The organism is Catenulispora sp. EB89, from assembly GCF_041261445.1.
Classification (GTDB): Bacteria; Actinomycetota; Actinomycetes; order Streptomycetales; family Catenulisporaceae; genus Catenulispora.
Map to the genome: position 1 here is coordinate 646,860 of NZ_JBGCCU010000001.1, position 19,114 is coordinate 665,973.

The 19,114-nt window shown below is 70.2% G+C and carries 18 protein-coding genes and 1 pseudogene; 12 read left to right on the forward strand and 7 right to left on the reverse strand.

Annotated elements, in window-relative coordinates; all coding sequences use genetic code 11:
• Positions 1 to 4: 4 nt before the first annotated feature.
• On the reverse strand, positions 5 to 595 hold the full coding sequence (locus tag ABH920_RS03005) for a TetR/AcrR family transcriptional regulator (RefSeq protein WP_370346463.1): 591 nt from the start codon (positions 593 to 595) through the stop codon (positions 5 to 7).
• A gap of 160 nt (positions 596 to 755) precedes the next feature.
• Between ABH920_RS03005 and ABH920_RS03010 the strand changes: the two genes are divergently transcribed.
• The 8 genes from ABH920_RS03010 to ABH920_RS03045 all read left to right on the forward strand — a co-directional run bounded on the left by ABH920_RS03010 (position 756) and on the right by ABH920_RS03045 (position 8,936).
• A complete protein-coding gene (locus tag ABH920_RS03010) occupies positions 756 to 1,703 on the forward strand; it encodes an NADP-dependent oxidoreductase (protein ID WP_370346723.1) in 948 nt (315 codons plus the stop codon).
• 41 nt (positions 1,704 to 1,744) lie between these two features.
• The gene (locus ABH920_RS03015; protein WP_370346465.1) at positions 1,745 to 2,500 is read left to right on the forward strand and encodes a response regulator transcription factor; all 756 of its coding nucleotides are present in this window, start codon (positions 1,745 to 1,747) and stop codon (positions 2,498 to 2,500) included.
• Positions 2,493 to 4,271, forward strand: coding sequence for a sensor histidine kinase (locus tag ABH920_RS03020; protein WP_370346467.1), 1,779 nt, complete (start codon positions 2,493 to 2,495; stop codon positions 4,269 to 4,271). The genes ABH920_RS03015 and ABH920_RS03020 overlap by 8 nt, the downstream gene beginning before the upstream one ends.
• 95 nt (positions 4,272 to 4,366) lie before the next feature.
• The gene (locus tag ABH920_RS03025; protein WP_370346469.1) at positions 4,367 to 4,939 is read left to right on the forward strand and encodes a hypothetical protein; all 573 of its coding nucleotides are present in this window, start codon (positions 4,367 to 4,369) and stop codon (positions 4,937 to 4,939) included.
• Positions 4,929 to 6,032: a peptidoglycan-binding protein gene (locus ABH920_RS03030; protein ID WP_370346471.1), complete on the forward strand. Its 1,104-nt coding sequence runs from the start codon at positions 4,929 to 4,931 to the stop codon at positions 6,030 to 6,032. The genes ABH920_RS03025 and ABH920_RS03030 overlap by 11 nt, the downstream gene beginning before the upstream one ends.
• Complete coding sequence (locus ABH920_RS03035) at positions 6,029 to 6,739, forward strand: ABC transporter ATP-binding protein (protein ID WP_370346473.1); 711 nt, start codon at positions 6,029 to 6,031, stop codon at positions 6,737 to 6,739. The genes ABH920_RS03030 and ABH920_RS03035 overlap by 4 nt, the downstream gene beginning before the upstream one ends.
• 497 nt (positions 6,740 to 7,236) lie before the next feature.
• Positions 7,237 to 8,409, forward strand: coding sequence for an ABC transporter permease (locus ABH920_RS03040; RefSeq protein WP_370346725.1), 1,173 nt, complete (start codon positions 7,237 to 7,239; stop codon positions 8,407 to 8,409).
• A gap of 80 nt (positions 8,410 to 8,489) precedes the next feature.
• On the forward strand, positions 8,490 to 8,936 hold the full coding sequence (locus tag ABH920_RS03045; protein ID WP_370346475.1) for a hypothetical protein: 447 nt from the start codon (positions 8,490 to 8,492) through the stop codon (positions 8,934 to 8,936).
• A gap of 199 nt (positions 8,937 to 9,135) precedes the next feature.
• Here the strand turns inward: ABH920_RS03045 and ABH920_RS03050 are convergent, their stop codons facing one another.
• Complete coding sequence (locus tag ABH920_RS03050; RefSeq protein WP_370346477.1) at positions 9,136 to 9,426, reverse strand: hypothetical protein; 291 nt, start codon at positions 9,424 to 9,426, stop codon at positions 9,136 to 9,138.
• Positions 9,427 to 9,600: 174 nt separating this feature from the next.
• Between ABH920_RS03050 and ABH920_RS03055 the strand changes: the two genes are divergently transcribed.
• Together ABH920_RS03055 and ABH920_RS03060 are read left to right on the forward strand one after the other, a co-directional pair.
• Positions 9,601 to 11,715, forward strand: coding sequence for a DUF4132 domain-containing protein (locus ABH920_RS03055; RefSeq protein ID WP_370346479.1), 2,115 nt, complete (start codon positions 9,601 to 9,603; stop codon positions 11,713 to 11,715).
• A 34-nt stretch (positions 11,716 to 11,749) separates the two neighbouring features.
• Positions 11,750 to 12,481 (forward strand): annotated as a pseudogene (locus ABH920_RS03060) (class I SAM-dependent methyltransferase); the annotation flags it as partial.
• A gap of 60 nt (positions 12,482 to 12,541) precedes the next feature.
• Here the strand turns inward: ABH920_RS03060 and ABH920_RS03065 are convergent.
• The gene (locus tag ABH920_RS03065; RefSeq protein ID WP_370346481.1) at positions 12,542 to 13,417 is read right to left on the reverse strand and encodes a ketopantoate reductase family protein; all 876 of its coding nucleotides are present in this window, start codon (positions 13,415 to 13,417) and stop codon (positions 12,542 to 12,544) included.
• A 68-nt stretch (positions 13,418 to 13,485) separates the two neighbouring features.
• On the opposite strand from ABH920_RS03065, the gene ABH920_RS03070 reads away from it, so the two are divergent.
• Positions 13,486 to 14,115, forward strand: a complete 630-nt coding sequence (locus ABH920_RS03070; RefSeq protein ID WP_370346483.1) for a TetR/AcrR family transcriptional regulator — start codon at positions 13,486 to 13,488, stop codon at positions 14,113 to 14,115.
• Between the two features lie 240 nt (positions 14,116 to 14,355).
• Positions 14,356 to 14,745, forward strand: a complete 390-nt coding sequence (locus tag ABH920_RS03075; RefSeq protein WP_370346727.1) for a hypothetical protein — start codon at positions 14,356 to 14,358, stop codon at positions 14,743 to 14,745.
• A 47-nt stretch (positions 14,746 to 14,792) separates the two neighbouring features.
• Here ABH920_RS03075 and dnaB read toward each other — a convergent pair whose 3' ends face one another.
• The 4 genes from dnaB to rpsR all read right to left on the reverse strand — a co-directional run bounded on the left by dnaB (position 14,793) and on the right by rpsR (position 19,038).
• The gene (gene dnaB, locus ABH920_RS03080) at positions 14,793 to 16,175 is read right to left on the reverse strand and encodes a replicative DNA helicase (RefSeq protein ID WP_370346485.1); all 1,383 of its coding nucleotides are present in this window, start codon (positions 16,173 to 16,175) and stop codon (positions 14,793 to 14,795) included.
• 382 nt (positions 16,176 to 16,557) lie between these two features.
• Complete coding sequence (locus ABH920_RS03085; RefSeq protein WP_370346487.1) at positions 16,558 to 18,171, reverse strand: N,N-dimethylformamidase beta subunit family domain-containing protein; 1,614 nt, start codon at positions 18,169 to 18,171, stop codon at positions 16,558 to 16,560.
• A 159-nt stretch (positions 18,172 to 18,330) separates the two neighbouring features.
• Positions 18,331 to 18,786: a 50S ribosomal protein L9 gene (gene rplI / locus ABH920_RS03090; RefSeq protein WP_370346489.1), complete on the reverse strand. Its 456-nt coding sequence runs from the start codon at positions 18,784 to 18,786 to the stop codon at positions 18,331 to 18,333.
• 15 nt (positions 18,787 to 18,801) lie between these two features.
• Complete coding sequence (gene rpsR, locus ABH920_RS03095) at positions 18,802 to 19,038, reverse strand: 30S ribosomal protein S18 (RefSeq protein WP_012784583.1); 237 nt, start codon at positions 19,036 to 19,038, stop codon at positions 18,802 to 18,804.
• Positions 19,039 to 19,114 lie beyond the last annotated feature (76 nt).

Here is a 19,114-nt window from a genome sequence, read left to right on the forward strand (position 1 = left end):
CGCCTCAGGAAGACGGCTGCGGCCTGAGCCCGTCCATCAGCACATCGAGCAATCGCTTGGCCTGCGCGGCGTTCCCGCGTTCGGCGGACACGGCGAGGATGCCCAGCACCGCGGCGCTGACGTCCTCGGGGCTGGTGTCGGCCCGGATCTCGCCGGCCGCGACCCCGGCGTCGAGGATGGCGGCGACCGCCGACAACAGCTCGCCGCGGGTGTGCGCGAGGGAGATCTCCCCGGAGTCGACCATGGCGAGCAGCGTGTCGGTCATCCCGCGCTTGGTGGCCAGCCAGTCGGCGAACAGGTCCATCCACAGGCGCAGCGCGCGCGCCGGCGGGTGCGCGCCGAGCAGGTCGTGCGCGCCGGCGGTCAGCCGTACCACCTGGTCCCGGTAGACCGCGTCGACCAGCGCCTCCCTGGTCGGGAAGTGGCGGTAGACGGTGGCGACCCCGACGCCGGCCTGGCGGGCGATCTCGCGCATGGACGGCTCGGCCTCCGCCGTGGCGAACGCGCGCGTGGCGGCGGCGAGCACGCTCTCGCGGTTGCGCACGGCGTCGGAGCGGAGCTGCTGCTGGGCGGGGGAGGTCGGGGCGGTGTCCATGGCTAAACGGATCGCGTTCCATTTTTGGCGGTCATCGGGTTAGTATAGGCCGGAGTTGAAACGGAGCGTGTTCCGTTTTGCTTCCGTTCCGTTTCTCCGCCGCTGTTCCAGCGCCCGATCTGGAGATCCCATGGCTGACCACACCCCCGCACCCGACACCATGCGCACAGTGCGCTTCCACGAGTACGGCGCGCCCTCCGACGTGCTGACCCTGGAGACCGCCCCGGTCCCCGAGCCCGGCCCCGGCCGCATCCGGGTGGCCGTGCACGCCTGCGGCCTGGCTCCCGCCGACTGGGCCCTGTGCCGCGGCCTGTTCGCCGGCGAGCTGCCCCGCGGCGTCGGCTGCGACGTCGCCGGAACCGTCGAGGCGGTCGGCGCCGGCGTCACCGACGTCGCGGTGGGCGACCTCGTGTTCGGCACCGCCGACTACGTCGGCCAGCCCAGCGCCGGCGCAGCGGATCATGCGGTGATGGACCACTGGTTCGCCGTCCCCGAGGGCCTGGACCCGGTCCAGGCGGCCGCGCTCCCGATGGCGCTGAGCACCGCGTACTGGCACCTGGCCCGCCTCGGCCTGACTCCGGGCCGCACGCTGCTGGTCAACGGCGCCGGGACCACGATCGGCTACGCGGCCGTGCAGATCGCGCTCATCCGCGGCCTTCGCGTCATAGCCACCGCCGGCGAGACGTACGCCGCCCGGCTGACGGACCTCGGCGCCACGGTCACGCCCTACGGCGACGGCCTGGTGGAGCGTGTCAAGGCCCTGACGGACGGCCCGGTGGACATCGTCTTCGACACGGCACCCGCGAACGGAGCGCTCCCCGATCTCGTGCGCATCGCCGGCGGGGACCCGCGCCGCGTCCTGACCTGCTCCGACCTGGCCGGCGCGGCAGAACTCGGCGCGCGCGACAGCTTCCACGAGGATCCCGCGACGTTCACCGACGAAGAGCGCTACGGCCACTTCCCCGAGTTCGCGAAGCTCACCGCCGACGGCGCGTTCAGCATCCCGGTCGCCGGCACCTTCCCGCTCGACCAGTGGCGCACGGCGCTGGAGATCAGCCAGTCCGGACGGGCCCGCGGCAAGCTCCTGCTGGTGCCGACCTCAACGTGAGGAGCCGCCGCCGTGACAGTGGCGGCGTAGGGTCTCGGGCCGTGGGCGCGTTCGTACTGGTCGCCGAGGACGATCCGAAGCAGGCTGAGCTGGTTCGCCGCTACCTGCGGCGCGAGGACCACGCGGTCCTCGTGGTCGCCGACGGTCGCGCGGCGATCGACCAGGTGCGCAGCAGACGCCCCGACCTGCTGATCCTCGACGTGATGATGCCCGAGCTCGACGGCCTCGACGTGCTGCGCGTCCTGCGGCGCGACTACGACGTGCCGATCCTGGTGGTGACGGCCCGGTCGGCGGCCGAGGACAAGCTCGCCGGCTTCGACCTCGGCGCCGACGACTACCTCACCAAGCCCTACGACCCGCGCGAGCTGATGGCCCGCGTGCGCTCGCTGCTGCGGCGCGCGCAGGCCTCCGGCGGCGCGGCCGGCTCGGTCGGCTCGGTCGTCCTCCCGCTGCGCGTCGGGCCGCTGACCCTCGACCAGGTCCGCCACGAGGTCCGGCTCGACGGCGCCAGAATCGAGTGCACGCCGGTGGAATTCCGCCTTCTCGAAACGCTCATGTCCAGTCCCGGCCGGGTCTTCAGCCGGCGTCAGTTGCTCGACCGGGCGCACGAGCCCGACAGTTTCGTGACCGAGCGGACCGCCGACGCGCATGTGAAGAACCTGCGGCGCAAGATCGAGGTCGATCCCCGCAATCCCGTACTTCTGCAAACGGTCTACGGCGTCGGCTATCGCATGACGGAAGCGCCGCATCCGACATCGGCGGCCGACGGGATCGTTGCCGACGCCGCCGATGCCTAAGTACGGCCTCCGGACCAGGCTTCTGGCCGGCACGATCCTGGTCGCCGCCGCTGCCGTCGCCGCGACGGCCTGGCTCTCGGTCCAGGGCGCGACCACCTCCATCGCACAGCAGGAGAAGGCCGTCCGCCAGGCCTATCCCCTGGTCTACGAAGCCGTGATCGACTACGCCGCCACCCACACCACCTGGTCCACCGTCGGCCCGGTCCTGGCCAACATGTCGCAGGAGCTGGACGTCCGCATCGTCGTCACCCCGGACGGCGGCCGGCCGATCGAGAGCTCGCCGGCCTCGTCGTCCGATGCGCACGGCTCGGAGCCGCTGGTCGCCATCGACCCGCTGACCGTCGACAACGCGCTCGCCTCGACCCAGTTCCCGGACGGCATCGACCCCAAGGTCACCAGCCCCTTCCTGCTGACCACGCAGGAACACTCCGACCTGGAGTCGCTGGTCGAGAAGGCGGCGGGCTGCCTGCGCTACGACGGCCTGGACGACGGCATCGCCGAAGTCCCCAGCGGCCGTCCCTACCTGCGCGTCCCGATGGCCGGCGTCCCAGAGGCCTGCCGCGACGTCCTGTATCAGGGCGGCGGCTACGTCGGGTTCGAGGACTCCCCCTCGATCCGGGCCACCGCGACCGAACAAGCGGCGCTCGACCAGCTGGCCGCGTCGATGAAGAGCTGCGTCACCGCCGCCCCGATGAAGCTGGCGTTGACCGGTGCCGGCGAGGTCACCGTCGTCGCGCCCCCGGCCGACGAAGCGCAGGACCGCACCTGCCTGCTCAACGCCCGGCGGCTCCAGCTGCGGCCGTACGTCGCACCCGCCGCGTTCATGGAAGCCATGCCGCTCGGCAGGGCCGACGGCCAGGCGACCGTCGGCTTGTCGTCGGCCGACAGCTGGCGCATCGCCGGTGTCGCCACCCTCGTCGCGCTGCTCACGGTCGGCGTCGCCATGCTGCTGGCGAACCGCGTGATCCGGCCGGTCCGCGCGCTCACCGAGGCCACGCGCCGGATGCGCGCCGGCGACGGCACGGCGCGCGCCGCGACCAGCGCCCGCTGGGAGATCGCCGAACTGACCGCGGCCTTCAACGAGATGGCCGAGCACGTCGCGCGGACCGACCGGCAGCGCAAGGCGCTGGTCAACGACATCTCCCACGAGCTGCGCACGCCGCTGAGCACGATCAAGGGCTGGCTGATCGCCGCGAACGACGGGGTCGCCGACGTCGACGCCGACCTGGTCTCCTCGCTGCTGGAGGAGACTCAGCTGCTCCAGCATCTGGTCGACGACCTGCGGGACCTCGCCCTGGCCGACGCCGGGCAGCTGCGGTTGGAACCGGCCGAGCTCGACCTCGGCGGACTGCTCCGGCACATCGGCGCGGCCGGCGGGGGACATGCGATCGTCGAGGTGCCGCCGGATCTGCGGGTCGTGGCGGATCCGATGCGGTTGCGGCAGGCGGTCGGGAACCTGGTGGCCAATGCCGAGCGGCATACTCCGCCGGAAGGACGGATCACGATTCGCGCTGAGCAGGTCGGCGAACTCGTGTGCATCGAGGTGACCGACACCGGACCCGGAATCGCCGCGGAGGATCTGCCCTCCGTCTTCGATCGCTTCTGGCGTGCGGACAAGTCGCGCAACCGCCGGACCGGCGGCAGCGGTCTGGGGCTGGCCATCGTGCGTCAACTTGTCGAGGCGCACGGTGGCGACGTCAGCGTCGCCAGCACGCCGGGCGCGGGCACGACGTTCACCATCCGGCTGCCGGTGGCGAAGGAACCCGCATAGCGTTCGCACAAGTTCTTCGCATTTGCTCGACAGGCTCGTGGGCTGTGAAAACCCATACCTGGTCTTCCTGGCCTTCCCTTCCTACCGCCGGCGGCGTGGCCGCATGCGCGCTGGCGCTTGCCGCGTGCTCGTCCTCCGCGGCCAAGCAGCCTCAGGCCCAAGTCCCTTCGCTGCCGGCCGTTGTCGCCACCTCCGGTTCGGCGAGCGCGAACGCGGGCGCGGGCCCGAACGCGGGTGCCTCGGCGGGGACGACGAGCACTGCCACCGCCGCGCGGCCGCGCATCACACTCGACATGACCAACACGCAGATCAACGCGCTTTACAACCAGTACAGCCAATGCATGGCGACGAACGGCTACAGCAAGGAGAAGAACGTCCAGGACCAGGCCGCCAGGACCAAGGCCGAGAACGCCTGCGTGTCGGAGGATCCGCTGCCGCCGTGGCAGCTCGACGCGAGCAATCCCAAGGCCGGGGCGTTCGTCCACGCGGTCGTGCAGTGCTTGCGGGACAAGGGCGTGCAGTACGTCTCGGAGAACAACTCGCCGCAGAACGGCCAGGTCGGCTTCTCGTTCGGCGGTCCTGACAACGACTCCCAGTCGATCACCCTCGGGATGCAGGACACGCCGGAGTGCGAGAAGCAGGTCGCCGCGCAAGGACTTGGCAGCTGAGGTGCGCAAATGGTTCCTCGCCGCGCTCGGCGCCGTGGTCGTTGCCGCGGTCGCTGTGACAGCGGCCTACATGCTGCGCTTCCACCCCGCGCCTCCGCCTGAAGCCAAGCCGGCACCGCCGCAGACGACGGCGATCGCGCGGACCGACCTGACCACCACGGTCACGCTCCAGGGCACCCTGGGGTATGGCACCGCCACGCCCTACACCGGCCGGAAGAGCGGCACGGTCACCTGGCTTCCCGCTGTCGGCGCGGTCGTGGGTCAAGGCCAGACGCTCTATGGCGTCGACGCACAGCCTGTGGTCCTCTTTCTCGGCGCCACCCCGCTCTACCGCGCGATCAACGCGCAGGCCACGCCGGGGCCGGACATCGCTGAAGTCAACGCGGACCTGCGCTCTCTCGGGTACGAGGTTGCGCCGAGCGGCGACGCGTACACCTCGGGCACCGAGAGCGCGCTCAAGAAGTGGCAGCTGAGCAAGGGGCTCGCGGCGAACGGGACGTTGGCGATCGGCGATCTTGCCGTGCTGCCCGCGCCGGTCCGTGTCAGCTCGCTCGACGCTCAGCTCGGGGCGTCGGCGACGGCGGATCTGTTGAGTCTGAGTTCGACGACGAAGCACGTCACGGTCGCCGTCGATCCGCGGCAGGTGGATACCAGTGTTCTGACTCGCGGGCTGAAGGTCTCTCTTTCGCTGCCGGACGGTAAGCAGACCACGGGCAGCGTTTCGGCGCTGAGTTCGCCTGGTGGGGCGGCTGCGGCTGGTTCCAACGCTTCCGGCGGCGGTAGTGGCGGCGGTGGCGCTGGTGCGTCTGGTCCGTCGATGACCATCGACATCGCCGACCAGTCTGTGCTGACCGGGATGGATTCGGGCTCGGTCGGGGTGAACGTGACCACGGGCTCTGTGAACAACGTGCTGGCCGTGCCGGTCGAGGCTTTGGTGGCGGTCCAGGGCGGCGGGTACGCGGTCCAGGTGGTCGCCGGGGGCGGCCAGACGAGCATGCTCGTCGGGGTGCAGACCGGGCTGTTCGCGAACGGGCTCGTGCAGATCTCCGGGCAGGGGATCACCGAAGGGCTGAAGGTCGTGACGGTCTCATGAGCACGGTGCTGAAGCTCGACCACGCGACCAAGGACTACGCCGGCGGCGTACGGGCTCTGGACGACGCCAGCCTCACCATCGAGGCCGGCGAACTGCTCGCGATCGTCGGACCCTCCGGCAGCGGCAAATCCACGCTGCTGAACCTGATGGGCACCCTGGACCGGCCCTCCAGCGGGACGGTGTCCGTCCGTGACCAGGACGTGGCGACGCTGAACGACCGGGAGCTGTCCGCACTACGCGCCAGAGAGATCGGATTCGTGTTCCAGCAGTTCCAACTGATCGAAGGCCTCAGCGCCGCCCAGAACGTCGCAACCGGCCTGCTCTACGCCGGCGTGCCACGAAGATCCCGCAGCACCCTCGCCGAAACCGCCCTGGACAAGGTCGGCCTGGCGCACCGCCGCAACCACAAACCCCACCAACTCTCCGGCGGCGAGAAGCAACGCGTCGCCATCGCCCGAGCCCTGGTCAACGACCCAGCCCTGGTCCTCGCCGACGAACCGACCGGCGCCCTGGACACCGCCAACGGCCGCGCGATCCTCCACCTCCTGCGCACCCTCAACCAGACGGGCACCACGATCGCCCTGATCACCCACGACCGCCAGATCGCCGACGCACTCCCCCGCCGAGTGGAGATCCTGGACGGCCGGATCAGGACGGACGAGGCACTGTCCGCGCCGGTCGCTGCGGAGCAGGGGGCGATGTTGTGACGCGCTTTGATGGGGACGCCTCCGAAAGCGCCCGCGACGCCTTGTCCGAACGTGCTGCGCGCGATGCGGCGCGCGCTGCTGCCGCCGCCGACGATGCCGCGCACGATGCCGGCCGCGAGATCGAGTCCGATGCTTTCGCCGCTGCCCACGATGCCCGCGGCGCCTCCGAGGCTGACCCTGCCGCCGCGCGTGCCGCCCGCGCTGCCGCTCTTGATACCGCCAACCATGCGGCGCGCGCTGCCGCCTCCGCCGCGCACGCCGCTGGCCGCGATATCAAGACTGATCCTTTTGCCGCTGCCCCCACCGCCGCCTCTGCCGAGCCCGACCCTGCCTCCAAGCGCGCCGGTCGCGATGCCGAGCCTGATGCCTTTGCATCTGCCCGCAACCGAGCCGCCCCCGCCGCCGCCTCCGAGCCCGACCCTGCCTCAAAGCGCGCCGCCCGCGCAGCTCGCCCCGGTCGCTCGTCGCGCCGCACGGTCCGCCTCAACCCGGCCGACATCCTCCTCCTGGGCCTCCTGGGCCCCCGCACCCGCAAGCTCCGCGCCGTCCTGTCTTCCCTCGGCATCTCGATCGGCATCGCCACCGTGATCATGGTCGTCGGCATCCCGGCGTCCTCCCAGCGCGCGCTCACCGAGCAGCTCTCCGCCCTCGGGACGAACCTGCTCAGCGCGCAGGCGGTCCTCGACCAGGACACGCAGGCGCCGCCGCCGGTGTTGAAGTCGGCCGGGGCGATGGTCGCCAGGATCCCGCCGGTCGAGCAGGTCAGCGAGGTCGCGAACACCGGTGCCGACGTGCGCCGGTCGCGGGCCATCCCGGCCAAGGACAGTTCCGGCGTCAGCGTTCTGGCCGCCGAGGGCTACGACCTTCCCGCGGTGATCGGCGCGCATCTCGCCGCGGGGCACTACCTCACCGCCTCCGACGAGGCCTTCCCGACCGTCGTCCTCGGCTCCGTGGCCGCCACCTGGCTGGGCATCACCACGCTCCCGCCCGGCCAGCCCGCTCCGCAGATCTGGATCGGCTCGCAGGCCTTCACCGTCATCGGCATCCTCACGGCCACCCCGCTGGCCCCCGAGGTGCAGCAGTCCGTCCTCGTCGGCTGGGACGCGGCCCGCCGCTACCTGAGCTTCGACGAACACCCGACGCAGCTCTACGCACGAGTCCAGGAATCCCAGATCTACGCGGTGCAATCCGTGCTCGCCGCGACGGTCTACCCGCAGAACCCGGGCCAGATCGTGGTCAGCCAGCCCTCCGCCGCCCTCGCCGCCAAGCAGCTGACCGAGACCGCGCTGTCGGGCCTGTTCCTCGGCCTGGCGGGCGTGGCGCTGCTGGTCGGAGCGGTCGGCGTGGCCAACACGATGATCGTGTCAGTCCTCGAACGCCGCCGGGAGATCGGCCTGCGCCGAGCCCTCGGCGCCACCCGCCGCCAGATCCGCGGCCAGTTCCTGACCGAATCCGTGATGCTGTGCCTCCTCGGCGGCCTCGCCGGCGCCGCGGTGGGCGTCCTCGGCACCGCCGGCTACGCGATGTCCCGCAACTGGCCCGCGGTCATCCCCGTCGGTTCCGTCCTCGGCGGCGTCGGCGCGGCACTGGTCGTCGGCGTCCTCGCCGGGGTCCATCCGGCCGTGCGCGCCTCGCGCCTGCCGCCGACCGAGGCCCTGGCGACGGTGTGACGCGATGGCCCCGAAGCCTCACCTCGGGGCCATCGCTCAAGGAGGTGCTGAACGCCACGTCGGCGGCATACTACTGCGCTATGGGCGACGATCAGTTCGGTACGGCGCGGCGGGACCCCGAAGACGAGTTCACCCTGCCGTCCGTCTACGACGGCCGCACGATCGTCGACCGCTCCCGGTTCGCATTCGGTAAGCACCCTGAGATGGATCGCAGCGGTGCCGAGCGGGTCCTGGCGCAACGCCAGCAACGGGATTCCGGCCTGCTACGCCTGATCGAGCAGGCGCGGACCTCTCCCGAAAGCGATCTGGAACTGGTCGAGGCGCTGTCTGACGTCGACGTCTTCGACCTCGCGGCGCAGTCTCCTTTGCAGGCCGCTCTGATCGCGATGACGATCCGCGCCAGCGAATATTCGAACACTGATGACGACGTCGCGGACGTCGAGATCTGGGAATGCGCCCGGGATCTGGCCTTCGCCGTGGAGGCGTTCGCCCACTTCTGCCATCTGGACTCGACTGGCCGCAGCTGAAGCGGCTGCTGGAGCTCCGCCGCCGGGTCCCAGCGCCGGATCACGACGACGCCAAACGCGCCGCCGTCCGGCGGAGGGAAGGCGATCGCACCGGCTTTCATCGAACCCTGACGAGCTTCCTCTTCCCCGAGGAAGCCGACTGGGGCCGGTCGGACAGGGAAGTGCTCAGCAGGCGGTCGCGCTCGGCGACGCCGCTCGCCTACAGCCCTGGGAGTGGAACGGCGATCTGGACATCGAGTTCACGTTCCTGACTTACGCGGGCGCTGGCGCCTTGCCGTTCCTGGTCGCGTGGCTGGATCTCGGCCATCGTTGTGAGCCTGACGAATCCTGTGCCGTCCACGAACGAATCCTGGACCTGATCGCCCGGATACCTCGCGCCGAAGCGATATCGGCGCTCCTGGAACGAGCAGAGGATCTCAAGGTTCTGTCTCGCCTGTCCGATGCCGAACCGACTGCCGTCGCCACTGCCGTCCTGACCACGGTCGTACACGCTGATCCCGAGTTTGCTCGCGCGGAGCTGGCATATCTGAGCTCGGCCGCCGCGAGGCAAGTCAGCACACTGTTTCCTGATGATCCAGACGGAAAGGCGCTCCTGGCTCAGCTTCCTGCGATCCTCGCGGCGCCGCCATGGCGAGACCGGAAACGTCAGCCGGCTCGGCCGATCGTGGTCGAAGGCCTCACGCCGCCGTCCGAGACCGAGATGGACTGGCTGCCCGGCGAGCGGGAGGACTGGCTCTGTCCACAGGATGCCGGCTGGGCGCCGCAGGAGGGCTGGTCGGGCCTGCTGAAGCAGATCACTGACAACACAGCCGTCCCCTCGATCGCGCTCTACTTCGCGGCACACGGCCCCGACGACCTGGTCCGTCCGCTGTTGGCCGACGGATGGCGTCCCCCGATCAAGGCGGACGACGACCGGGCCCGGGCGTTCGTCGCGCGCCACGACCTCCTCGCGCTTCCGGCCGTGCTGGCGATCGAGCGGCGGCCCGCCCTGCGTGCGCGGCTGCTGGTGCCGTTCGTGAATCCGGAGATCGCCGCGCTGATGGTGGACGGCATGAGCCGGCTGCGCAGCGTGCAGGGCTCCGCGATGAGCTGGCTGCGCCGCCATCCTGAAGCGGCGGCGCGGTGTGTGGTGCCGGCGGCGTTGGGCAAGCGCGGCAAGGTCCGCCGCGGTGCCGAGGCGGCGCTGCGGGTCGTCGAGGCCGCCGGCGTCGACGTGCCGGCGGTCGCGACCCGCGCCTACGGTGCCGAGGTCGGCCAGGCCGTCAAGGAGCTGCTGGCCGACGACGGGCTCGGCGTCTTCCCGCGCACGATGCCCCAGCCGCCGCCCGCTGCTCGGGCCGCGCTGCTTGCCCCGATCCGGTTGAAGGACGGCCAGACGACGCTGCCGCAGAGCGCGGCGCAGGCCGTCGTCGACATGCTCATGATCTCCAAGCCGGACGAGCCGTACGCCGGGTTGGCGATCGTCGCAGAGACCTGCGACGCCACTTCTCTCGCCGAGTTCGCGTGGTCGCTGTACAAGGCATCGCGCGAGGTCGGGCTGCGCGCGCTCGGCGCGTTCGGCGACGAGAGCACCGTCGAGCGGCTGCTTCCGGTGCTGCGGGAGATGAACGAGAGCGGCAGCGAGTCGGTGGGGGACGAGTTCCAGGCGCTGGCGGCGATCGGCGGCGACCGGGCTTTGACGACGCTGCGGGCCTACGCGACGAAGGGGCGGCGGGCCGGGATCAAGCGCGCGGCGCAGGAGCGGTTCGACGCCGTCGCCGAGGCGATGGATCTTTCGGCGAGCGCGCTGTCCGACCGCGTGGTTCCGGACCTCGGCCTGGGGCCTGAAGGCACGCTGGAGTTGGACTACGGGGCGCGTCGGTTCGTCGTCGGGTTCGACGAGTTGTTGCGTCCGTGGGTCGCCGACTCGGCCGGCAATCCGTTGAAGGCGTTGCCGAAGCCGGGGAAGAACGACGATCCGGAGCTGGCGGACGCGGCGTACAAGAAGTTCGCGGAGCTGAAGAAGACGGCTCGGACGGTCGCCGTCGATCAGGTCAATCGGCTGGAGTCGGCGATGCTCAGCCGGGGCCGGTGGACTCCGGAGGACTTCGCTACGTACTTGGTGGGGCACCCGGTCATGCTGCGTTTCGTGCGGCGTCTGGTCTGGGGCGTCTACGACGAGCGGGAGAACGTGCTCGGGTCGTTCCGCGTAGCCGAGGACCTTAGCTATGCAGACGTCAGCGATGGACGTTACGAGATCCCGTCCGGCGCGCGGGTCGGCGTCGCGCACCCCGCCGATCTGGGGGCGGCGCTGGGGGAGTGGTCCGAGGTCGCGGCCGACTACGAGATCCTGCAGCCGTTCGAGCAGCTGGGGCGGCCGCTTCCGGCGTTGACCGCCCGGGATCGCGCGTCGAAGCTACTGGTCCGGTCTTTCATCACACCGGAGCCGGAACGGCCCGACTACCTGCACCTGCAGATCAGCTTCTTCGCGTGGTCGATCGCTCGACTCCAGGCGCGAGGCTGGCAGCGTGGCCCGCTCGTCGCCGCTTCGCTGGTCTACGGCCCGCGGTGGCACCGTGCCCTTCGTCCGGTGGGCGGCGGTCGGCATGTGGTGATGGAGCTGGCGCCGGGCATCGACGCGGGCGCGGCGGGGCACAGCGAGCGTCAGTTCATTACTGCGGTGTGGCTGAGTGCGACCGGCGAGGAGCCCGATTTCGACCGTGACGCTCTGCCCTGGTCCGAACTCGACGACGCGACGGCCGCGCAGGTGCTGCGCCAGCTAGAGGAGCTACAGGCGTAGTTTCAGTATTCGCATATAGGGAGGCTTGATGCCGGGCGGACAGTTGTACGACACCATCGGCGCGACCTACACGGCGACGCGCCGCACCGATGCGCGAATCGCTGCGCAGATCTGGGCGGCACTTGGCGATGCCAGGACTGTGCTGAACGTCGGGGCGGGTACCGGGTCCTACGAGCCGTCCGACCGTGACGTCACCGCGGTGGAGCCGTCGGCGACCATGCGGGCCCAGCGCCCGGCAGGCGCGGCGCCATGTGTGGCCGCCAGCGCCGAGAGCCTTCCGTTCGAGGACCAGTCCTTCGACGCCGCGATGGCCCTCGCCACCATCGACCATTGGACGGATCCCATCGCCGGCCTGCGCGAGCTGCGCCGCGTCGCGCGCCGCGTGGTGGTGTTCACGCACGACGCCGGCGCTTCCGACCGCTTCTGGCTGACGCGCGACCACCTGCCCGAGCATGCCGCCCTCTGGACCGGCCGACCTCCCCTGCCTGCGCTGGCCGCAGCGATCGGCGCCCGCGCCGAACCGGTACGGATCCCCTGGGACTGCACCGACGGCTTCTACGAGGCCTACTGGCGCCGCCCCGAGGCCTACCTCGACGACCAGATCCGCGCCGGCATGTCGGTCTGGAGCCGCGTCGGCCCCGCCGCCGAAGAGCGGGCCGTGCGCACCCTGCGCGCCGACCTGTCGTCAGGCCGATGGGCCGAGCGCAACCGCGACTTGCTCGATCTCGACGAGGCGGTCTTTGGCAGCTGTCTGCTTATCGCCTAGCACTGGATCCCTGCGCGAGCCGACCTAATCGGTGGGAGGAAGGGGCGGCTCGCGAGGTGGCTACCGAACCGTCGCATAGGCGCGCATCTGCTCGGCCGTCCGCTCGAGTTCGGCCGCCTCCGTGGCAGGCGTGGCACTGTCGAGCCCGCTGTGCGCGGCCGTCGGGCCGCGCAGGAAGCGCCGCAGCGTGGGCACGAGCAGCGCTTCCGGCAGCTTCTGCAACGCGGCGAAGGCGCGCGGGACCGGCGGCGTCGGCATGGCGGCCAGGTTCTGCCGCATGAGGCGGATCATGGCGCGGACCGCGTCCGGATCGTCGGCCAGCGCTTTCGGGCCGCCGGCCGCGAGCACCGCCTGCCCGAGTGGCACGACGAACGCGGCGTGCGTCTTGAGCCAGGCGTCCATCCGCGGCTCGGCCTTGGCGTTGATCCCGGCGGTGCGGAACGCCTGCACGATCCGTTCCAGTCGCGGGGTGGTTCGGCCGTCGGGCTCGCCGACCGGCATCGGGACCCGGCGGGTCATGAAGCTGGGCGGGCGGTAGCGGACCACGTCGCCGTCCATCGTGCCGCCGTCCGTGGGGAAGCCGAGCAGCACCCGCTCCGGGCCGATCACCTTGCCCAGCGGCTCCGGGCCGGCTGCCCAGCTGAGGGCGAACAGCACGTCTCCCCCGGTGCCGGCGAGCGATTCCAGCACCGCGTCCACCTGGTGCGTGCGGACGAAGACGGCGATCAGGTCGTACCCGCCGCCCGGATGCTCGACCACCGGTACCGGTATCCGCCTGACCTCCGGGCTGTGTCCCTCGGCGAGCTGTACGCCGTGCCGGCGCAGGGCAGCCAGGCGCTCGCCCCGGGCGAGGAGCGAGACGTCGTGCCCGGCCTCGTAGAGGCGGGCGGAGAACATGCTGCCGGTGACCCCGGCGCCGTAGACGAGCAGTTTCATGGCGACCCTCTTCGCGCGCGTCTCATTCATACGTTCGTTTGATTCAAACGTTGGTATCGTACGCACCCATGGCGCCCCCCGACACCCGCAGCCGGATCCTGGACGCGGCCGAGCACCTCTTCGCCGAGCGCGGTTTCCGCGGCACCTCGATCCGCGCGATCACCGAGCGCGCCGGGGCGAACCTGGCCGCCGTCGGCTATCACTTCGGCTCCAAGGCGGAGCTCCTGGGCGCGGTCGCCCGCCGCGTGATCGAGCCCATCAACGCCGCGCAGTCCGCCGGGCTCGACCGGCTGCTGGCCCGGACCCCGGACCCGTCGGCCGCCGAACTGGTGGCGGCCTTCGCGGGGCCGCTGTTCGACGAGATGCCGGCCGGCGACGAGGGCGGCGCCCGCACATCCCGGCTGATCGTGACGATCATCGCCGACCCGGCCGAGGAAGTCCGCAGCTGGACCGGCCCGGCCGAGGCCGCGGTCCACGACCGCTACCTGGCGGCCTTCGCACGTGCACTCCCCGCCCTTTCCCCAGAGGAGCTGGTGTTCCGGCTGCGGGGAATCCTCGCCGTGGTGGCCATGGACCGCATCGACGTCCACAACCAGCCCACCCCGGGCTGCCCGACCCCGCCGGCGGGCGAGGCGGCCCGGCGCTGGGCGATTACGTTCCTGGCAGCGGCGATGAGCGCGCCGCCGACCGGGACCTGAGGACCTTGTAGGCAGCCGTTTGTCCTGGCGGCCCAAGGCTGGCCGGCCTGCGATCTGATGCCTCGTCCCGCTTCTGGCGAAGGGGCGCCCGTCCCGTTCCGGTGGCGGAAATCTCTGGCTGCTGTGGTCTCAGCCGTGAAACGATCGAGGCGTCCCCTCAACAGGTGCTGCCGGGGTGCCCGAGGCCGGCTGACCGAACCGGCGGGAGTAAGAGGCGGCGCGGGGACGGTCGCACGCGTGATGCACGATCGGCATCCTGAGCAGACCCTGCTGGACCCGGCCAAGGAGCGGTGTGTTGTGTCCTGGTTCCGCGTTGAGTCCGACGGCTTCGAGGCTTCCTTCCTTCTCGGCGTCGGTGAGGATCCCGCCGATGCATGCAACGTAGACGTCGAGGTTTGTCTGGGCGACGGCTCCCGCTGGGGTGCGACGATCTTCACCCTCGACGAGGTGCGGCGCCTGATGGATCGGTGGGCGACCACCGGAGAAGCCCAGGGCGGCCGCTACTTTGCCTGCCCGGACGGACTGATTGTCCGTGAGCCAGGCGTGGACGCCATGGTTGCCGTCATCGCCGGGTTGCTTGCCTGCGACGAGCTCGGCAGTGTGCTGCAGCGACTGGATGAATCAGCCTGATGCCAGCCGGTTGTGCAGTAGGACCGACGCTACGTCGGCACTCAGCCCTAGCTCTGCGCCATATCCACGAACCGCGAGTAGTGGCCCTGGAAAGCCACCGTGATGTTCGCGGTCGGCCCGTTACGGTGTTTGGCCACGATCAGGTCGGCCTCGCCGGCGCGCGGCGACTCGCGCTCGTAGGCGTCCTCGCGGTGCAGCAGGATGATGACGTCCGCGTCCTGCTCCAGGGAGCCGGACTCGCGCAGGTCGCTCATCATCGGGCGCTTGTCGGTGCGCTGTTCGGGGCCTCGGTTCAGCTGGCTGATGGCGATGACCGGGACCTCGAGCTCCTTGGCCAGGAGCTTCAGGGACCGGGAGATCTCCGAGACCTCCTGCTGGCGGCTGTCGGGCCGCTTGGAGTTGGTGCTGCTGTGCTGCATCAGCTGCATGTAGTCGATGATCACCAGCTGCAGGTCGTGCCGCTGCTTGAGCCGCCGGGCCTTGGCTCGGATCTCCATCATGGACATGTTCGGCGAGTCGTCGATGAACAGTGGCGCCTCGGATACCGGCCCCATGCGGCGCGCCAGGCGGGCCCAGTCCTCGTCGGTCATCGTGCCGCTGCGCATGTGGTGCAGGGCGACGCGGGCCTCGGCCGAGAGCAGGCGCATGATGATCTCGTTGCGGCCCATCTCGAGGGAGAAGATGACGCAGCTCAGGCCGTTCTTGATGGAGCAGCTGCGGGCTAGGTCCAGTCCCAGGGTCGACTTGCCGATGGCGGGGCGCGCCGCGATGATCACCATCTGCCCCGGGTGCAGTCCGTTCGTCAGCGCGTCCAGGTCGTGGAAGCCGGTGGGGACGCCGGTCATCTGGCCGGAGCGGTTGGAGATGGACTCGATCTCGTCGAGCGCGCCTTCCATGGCGTCGGCCAGGGGGACGAAGTCCTCGCTGGTGCGGGTCTCGGTGACGTTGTACATCTCCTGCTGGGCGGCGTCGACGATCTGCTCGACGTCGCTGCCGTCGGTGCTGTAGCCCATCTGGACGATGCGGGTGCCCGCCTCGACCAGGCGGCGCAGGACGGCGCGCTCCTTGACGATCTCGGCGTAGTAGCCGGCGTTGGCGGCGGTGGGGACCGAGTTGATCAGGGTGTGCAGATAGGGCGCGCCGCCGATGCGGTTGATGTCGCCCTTCTTGGTGAGCAGCGCGGCGACGGTGACCGGGTCGGCCGGCTCGCCGCGGCCGTAGAGCTCGAGGATGGCTCCGTAGACCGCCTCGTGGGCCGGCTTGTAGAAGTCGACGGCCTTGATGACCTCGATGACCTCGGCGATGGCGTCCTTGGACAGCAGCATGCCGCCCAGCACCGACTGCTCCGCCGGGATGTCCTGCGGCGGGGTCCGTTCGAAGCCGCCCTGGTAGGCCTCGTCGGCGGTGTACGGGAGGTCGTCGATGCTCATGTCCCGCCTCCCTTGCCCGCGTTGCCAGTCCTGCGAAACCCTCGTCTCTTCTTTGTACGGGACGGGTCAGACAGGCTCGTACCCTCCACGGTACGGAACCGGGCGCCGCCGGTCGAGGCGGCCGTCCACACCCCCTGTGGATAACCTGTGGATAAGTGGCGGAAAGCTGTGGAGACACGCCGATGTACCTGGGGACAGAGTGTGGAAGGTCCCTGTGAATAATCTCGGCGGCGACTGATCGCGAAGCCCTGACGTGCACGGGAGCGTCGCTGATTCGTCCACCGGCTGTGGAGAAAAATTTTCCCGGAAGAATCTTGCTGGACTCCCGGAGCTTTGCTAAAGAACAGGGCGTTCTCGCCAGGCGCCGGCGGGCACAGACCCGCTAAGCCTTGACCTTCCCCGTCATCCGATCGAGCAGGTTCCGCGTCGCCCGCTGAACCCGCTCGTCCACGAACCCGGGTGTGGACAACCCGTGGTTCCAGTGGAACGTCCCGGCGTCGAACACCCACGCCCCCGACGGGTACTGACACAGCACCGTCTGCTGCGTGTCCTTGACCGGCCGGTTCCCGTCGCCCTCCGCCGTGAACGGCGACTGCGCCAGGATCGTCGGCGCCGGCCCGCCCTTCACGTGCGGGAACACCTTGTCCGCCTCCCCGGCGACTAGGTGCGGGATCTGCTGCCCGTCCTTCAGCCCGGTCCCGGACCAGAACCAGTGCGCCGTCGTCGACACCACCAGCGGCTGCGGCTTGGGGTCGGTGATGATCGCCGTGTACATCGAGCCCAGCGTCTGCTGTTCGGGCTCGCCCAGGTCGCGCCACAGCACGGTGGCCGCCACCCCGCCGGTCGCCGCCGGGTCCGGGTGCCGCTTGTAACAGGTCACCTGCCGGTGGTCCGCACCGGCGTCGGAGGTGTCCAGCCGGATGTTCCAGTAGACGTTGTTCGCCGCCATGAACGCGGCACTGACACCCCTAGTAAGCGCGCCCTGCAGAACGGTGCGCATCTGCGGCGACCAGTACTCGTCGTGGCCTGAGAAGACCATCGCCTTGTACTTCGCCGGATCCACCCGGCCGGCGTGCAGGTCGATGCTCGACGCGTACGTGATCGTGTACGGCTGTGCCTCGACCCACTGCGCGAAGGCCTGGTCGAGCTCGAACAGCCGGGGCAACCCGTCCTGGTGGTACGGCCGGTCGAAGGAGACCCGGGTCGAGCAGATGTCGGCGCCGCCCTCCTTGCCGTTGGGCAGGTACGCGTTGTACAGGCTGGACCCGAGCTCTTTGTCCACCGGGTACATGTTGTAGGCCTGGTACGTGGTGAACGGCAGCACCACCAGCAGGTCCGCCGCCTTGCCGTCCTCGCGCACCACGAACGGCACGCAGCTGCGGTACTTGTCCTGGCTCTCCAGCGTCGCGACGTACAGCCCGCCCCGCCATGTGGCGGGCACCTTCAGCGTGTACGAGGACTGCCACGGCGCCACGACCGTCCGGGTCGGCTCGACGACCTTCAGCGCCGGCTGCGACTTGCCGGTGATCCGGGGGCTGGTGAAGATCAGCTCCGAGCCCTTGCCGGCGGCGCTGCGCCCGAGCCGGTAGAACTTGATGACGAAGCTCTTCGCCGGGCGCACGCTGACGTGGAAGTCGATCGACTCCCCGAGGTTCACGCTGGTCGACGACGCGAAGCCCTTGATCCGCTGGTCGCGGTCGTCCACGGCCTGGTAGCCCGCCGCGTCCGGCCGCCAGGCGCCGTCGTCCGACAGCGCCAGCGCCAGGGTGGGCATGGTCTCGCCGGTCTGGGCGTCCGAGCCGCCCTCCAGCCCTTCGTTGACGTCGCCGCCGCCACCGCGGTGGTGGCCGCGGCCCTTGCTGCCGTATCCGGCGGGCGCGTCGGCGTCGCTGGTGTTCCCGCCGTGGTTCTCCAGCATGTACGCGCCGCCGGCCACGGCGGCCAGGCCCAGGCTGCCGAGGATCAGCAGGGACTGGCGACGGGAAGGGGCATGCATGAGCGAAGTCAACCAGGTGCTCGGCGCACTGGGCAAACAGAATGCGAAAGAGACCGCTCCACCGCGTTTGATCTGCGGTGGAGCGGTCTCTTTGAACAGTTCCGTTGAGCCTTCCACAAGCCTTCCGGATTACCTCCGGAAAGGCGTTGGAGAGGGTTCTCAGGCGGCGACGACGGTGATTTCCACCTTCGCCTGCACCTCGGGGTGCAGCCGGACCGAGACGGTGTGCGCGCCGACGGTCTTGATCGGGTTCCCGATCTCGATCCGCCGCTTGTCCACGTCCGGGCCGCCGGCGCGCTTGACCGCGTCGGCCACGTCGGCCACGGTCACGCCGCCGAACAGCCGGCCGGACTCGCCGGCCCGGGTCGCCAGGCGGACCCGCAGGCCCTCCAGCTCGCCCTTGAGCTCGGTGGCGTGGGCCAGGTCGCGGACCGTACGGACCTTGCGGGCCTTGCGGATCAGCTCGATCTGCTTCTCGCCGCCGCGGGTCCACGCGATCGCGTAGCCGCGCGGGACGAGGTAGTTGCGGGCGTAGCCGCCCTTGACCTCGACGACGTCGCCGGGCTCGCCGAGACCGCCGACCTCGTGGGTGAGGATGAGCTTCGTGCTAGCCATGTTTCCTCCCCCTTCCTAGCGGGTGGTGCTGGTGTAGGGCAGCAGCGCCATCTCACGGCTGTTCTTCACGGCCACGGCGACGTCACGCTGGTGCTGGGTGCAGTTGCCGGTCACGCGGCGAGCACGGATCTTCCCACGGTCCGAAATGAACTTCCGGAGCAGGGTGGTGTCCTTGTAGTCGACGTACGCGACCTTGTCCTTGCAGAATCCGCAAACCTTCTTCTTCGGCTTGCGGAGAGGTGCCTTAGGCATGGGATCTCTCCTGGTTACTTCTTCACTACGAGTTCAAGGGTCCGTTTGAGGGACCGGACGCCGGGTGCTTGTGGAA

Excerpts from the sequence above, each read along its gene's own strand:
- ABH920_RS03005 (WP_370346463.1), bottom strand. The coding sequence starts at position 595 with ATGGACACCGCCCCGACCTCCCCCGCCCAGCAGCAGCTCCGCTCCGAC.
- ABH920_RS03010 (WP_370346723.1), top strand. The coding sequence starts at position 756 with ATGCGCACAGTGCGCTTCCACGAGTACGGCGCGCCCTCCGACGTGCTG.
- ABH920_RS03020 (WP_370346467.1), top strand. The coding sequence starts at position 2,493 with ATGCCTAAGTACGGCCTCCGGACCAGGCTTCTGGCCGGCACGATCCTG.
- ABH920_RS03035 (WP_370346473.1), top strand. The coding sequence starts at position 6,029 with ATGAGCACGGTGCTGAAGCTCGACCACGCGACCAAGGACTACGCCGGC.
- ABH920_RS03045 (WP_370346475.1), top strand. The coding sequence starts at position 8,490 with ATGGGCGACGATCAGTTCGGTACGGCGCGGCGGGACCCCGAAGACGAG.
- ABH920_RS03065 (WP_370346481.1), bottom strand. The coding sequence starts at position 13,417 with ATGAAACTGCTCGTCTACGGCGCCGGGGTCACCGGCAGCATGTTCTCC.
- ABH920_RS03070 (WP_370346483.1), top strand. The coding sequence starts at position 13,486 with ATGGCGCCCCCCGACACCCGCAGCCGGATCCTGGACGCGGCCGAGCAC.
- ABH920_RS03075 (WP_370346727.1), top strand. The coding sequence starts at position 14,356 with ATGCACGATCGGCATCCTGAGCAGACCCTGCTGGACCCGGCCAAGGAG.
- dnaB (WP_370346485.1), bottom strand. The coding sequence starts at position 16,175 with ATGAGCATCGACGACCTCCCGTACACCGCCGACGAGGCCTACCAGGGC.
- ABH920_RS03085 (WP_370346487.1), bottom strand. The coding sequence starts at position 18,171 with ATGCATGCCCCTTCCCGTCGCCAGTCCCTGCTGATCCTCGGCAGCCTG.
- rplI (WP_370346489.1), bottom strand. The coding sequence starts at position 18,786 with ATGGCTAGCACGAAGCTCATCCTCACCCACGAGGTCGGCGGTCTCGGC.
- rpsR (WP_012784583.1), bottom strand. The coding sequence starts at position 19,038 with ATGCCTAAGGCACCTCTCCGCAAGCCGAAGAAGAAGGTTTGCGGATTC.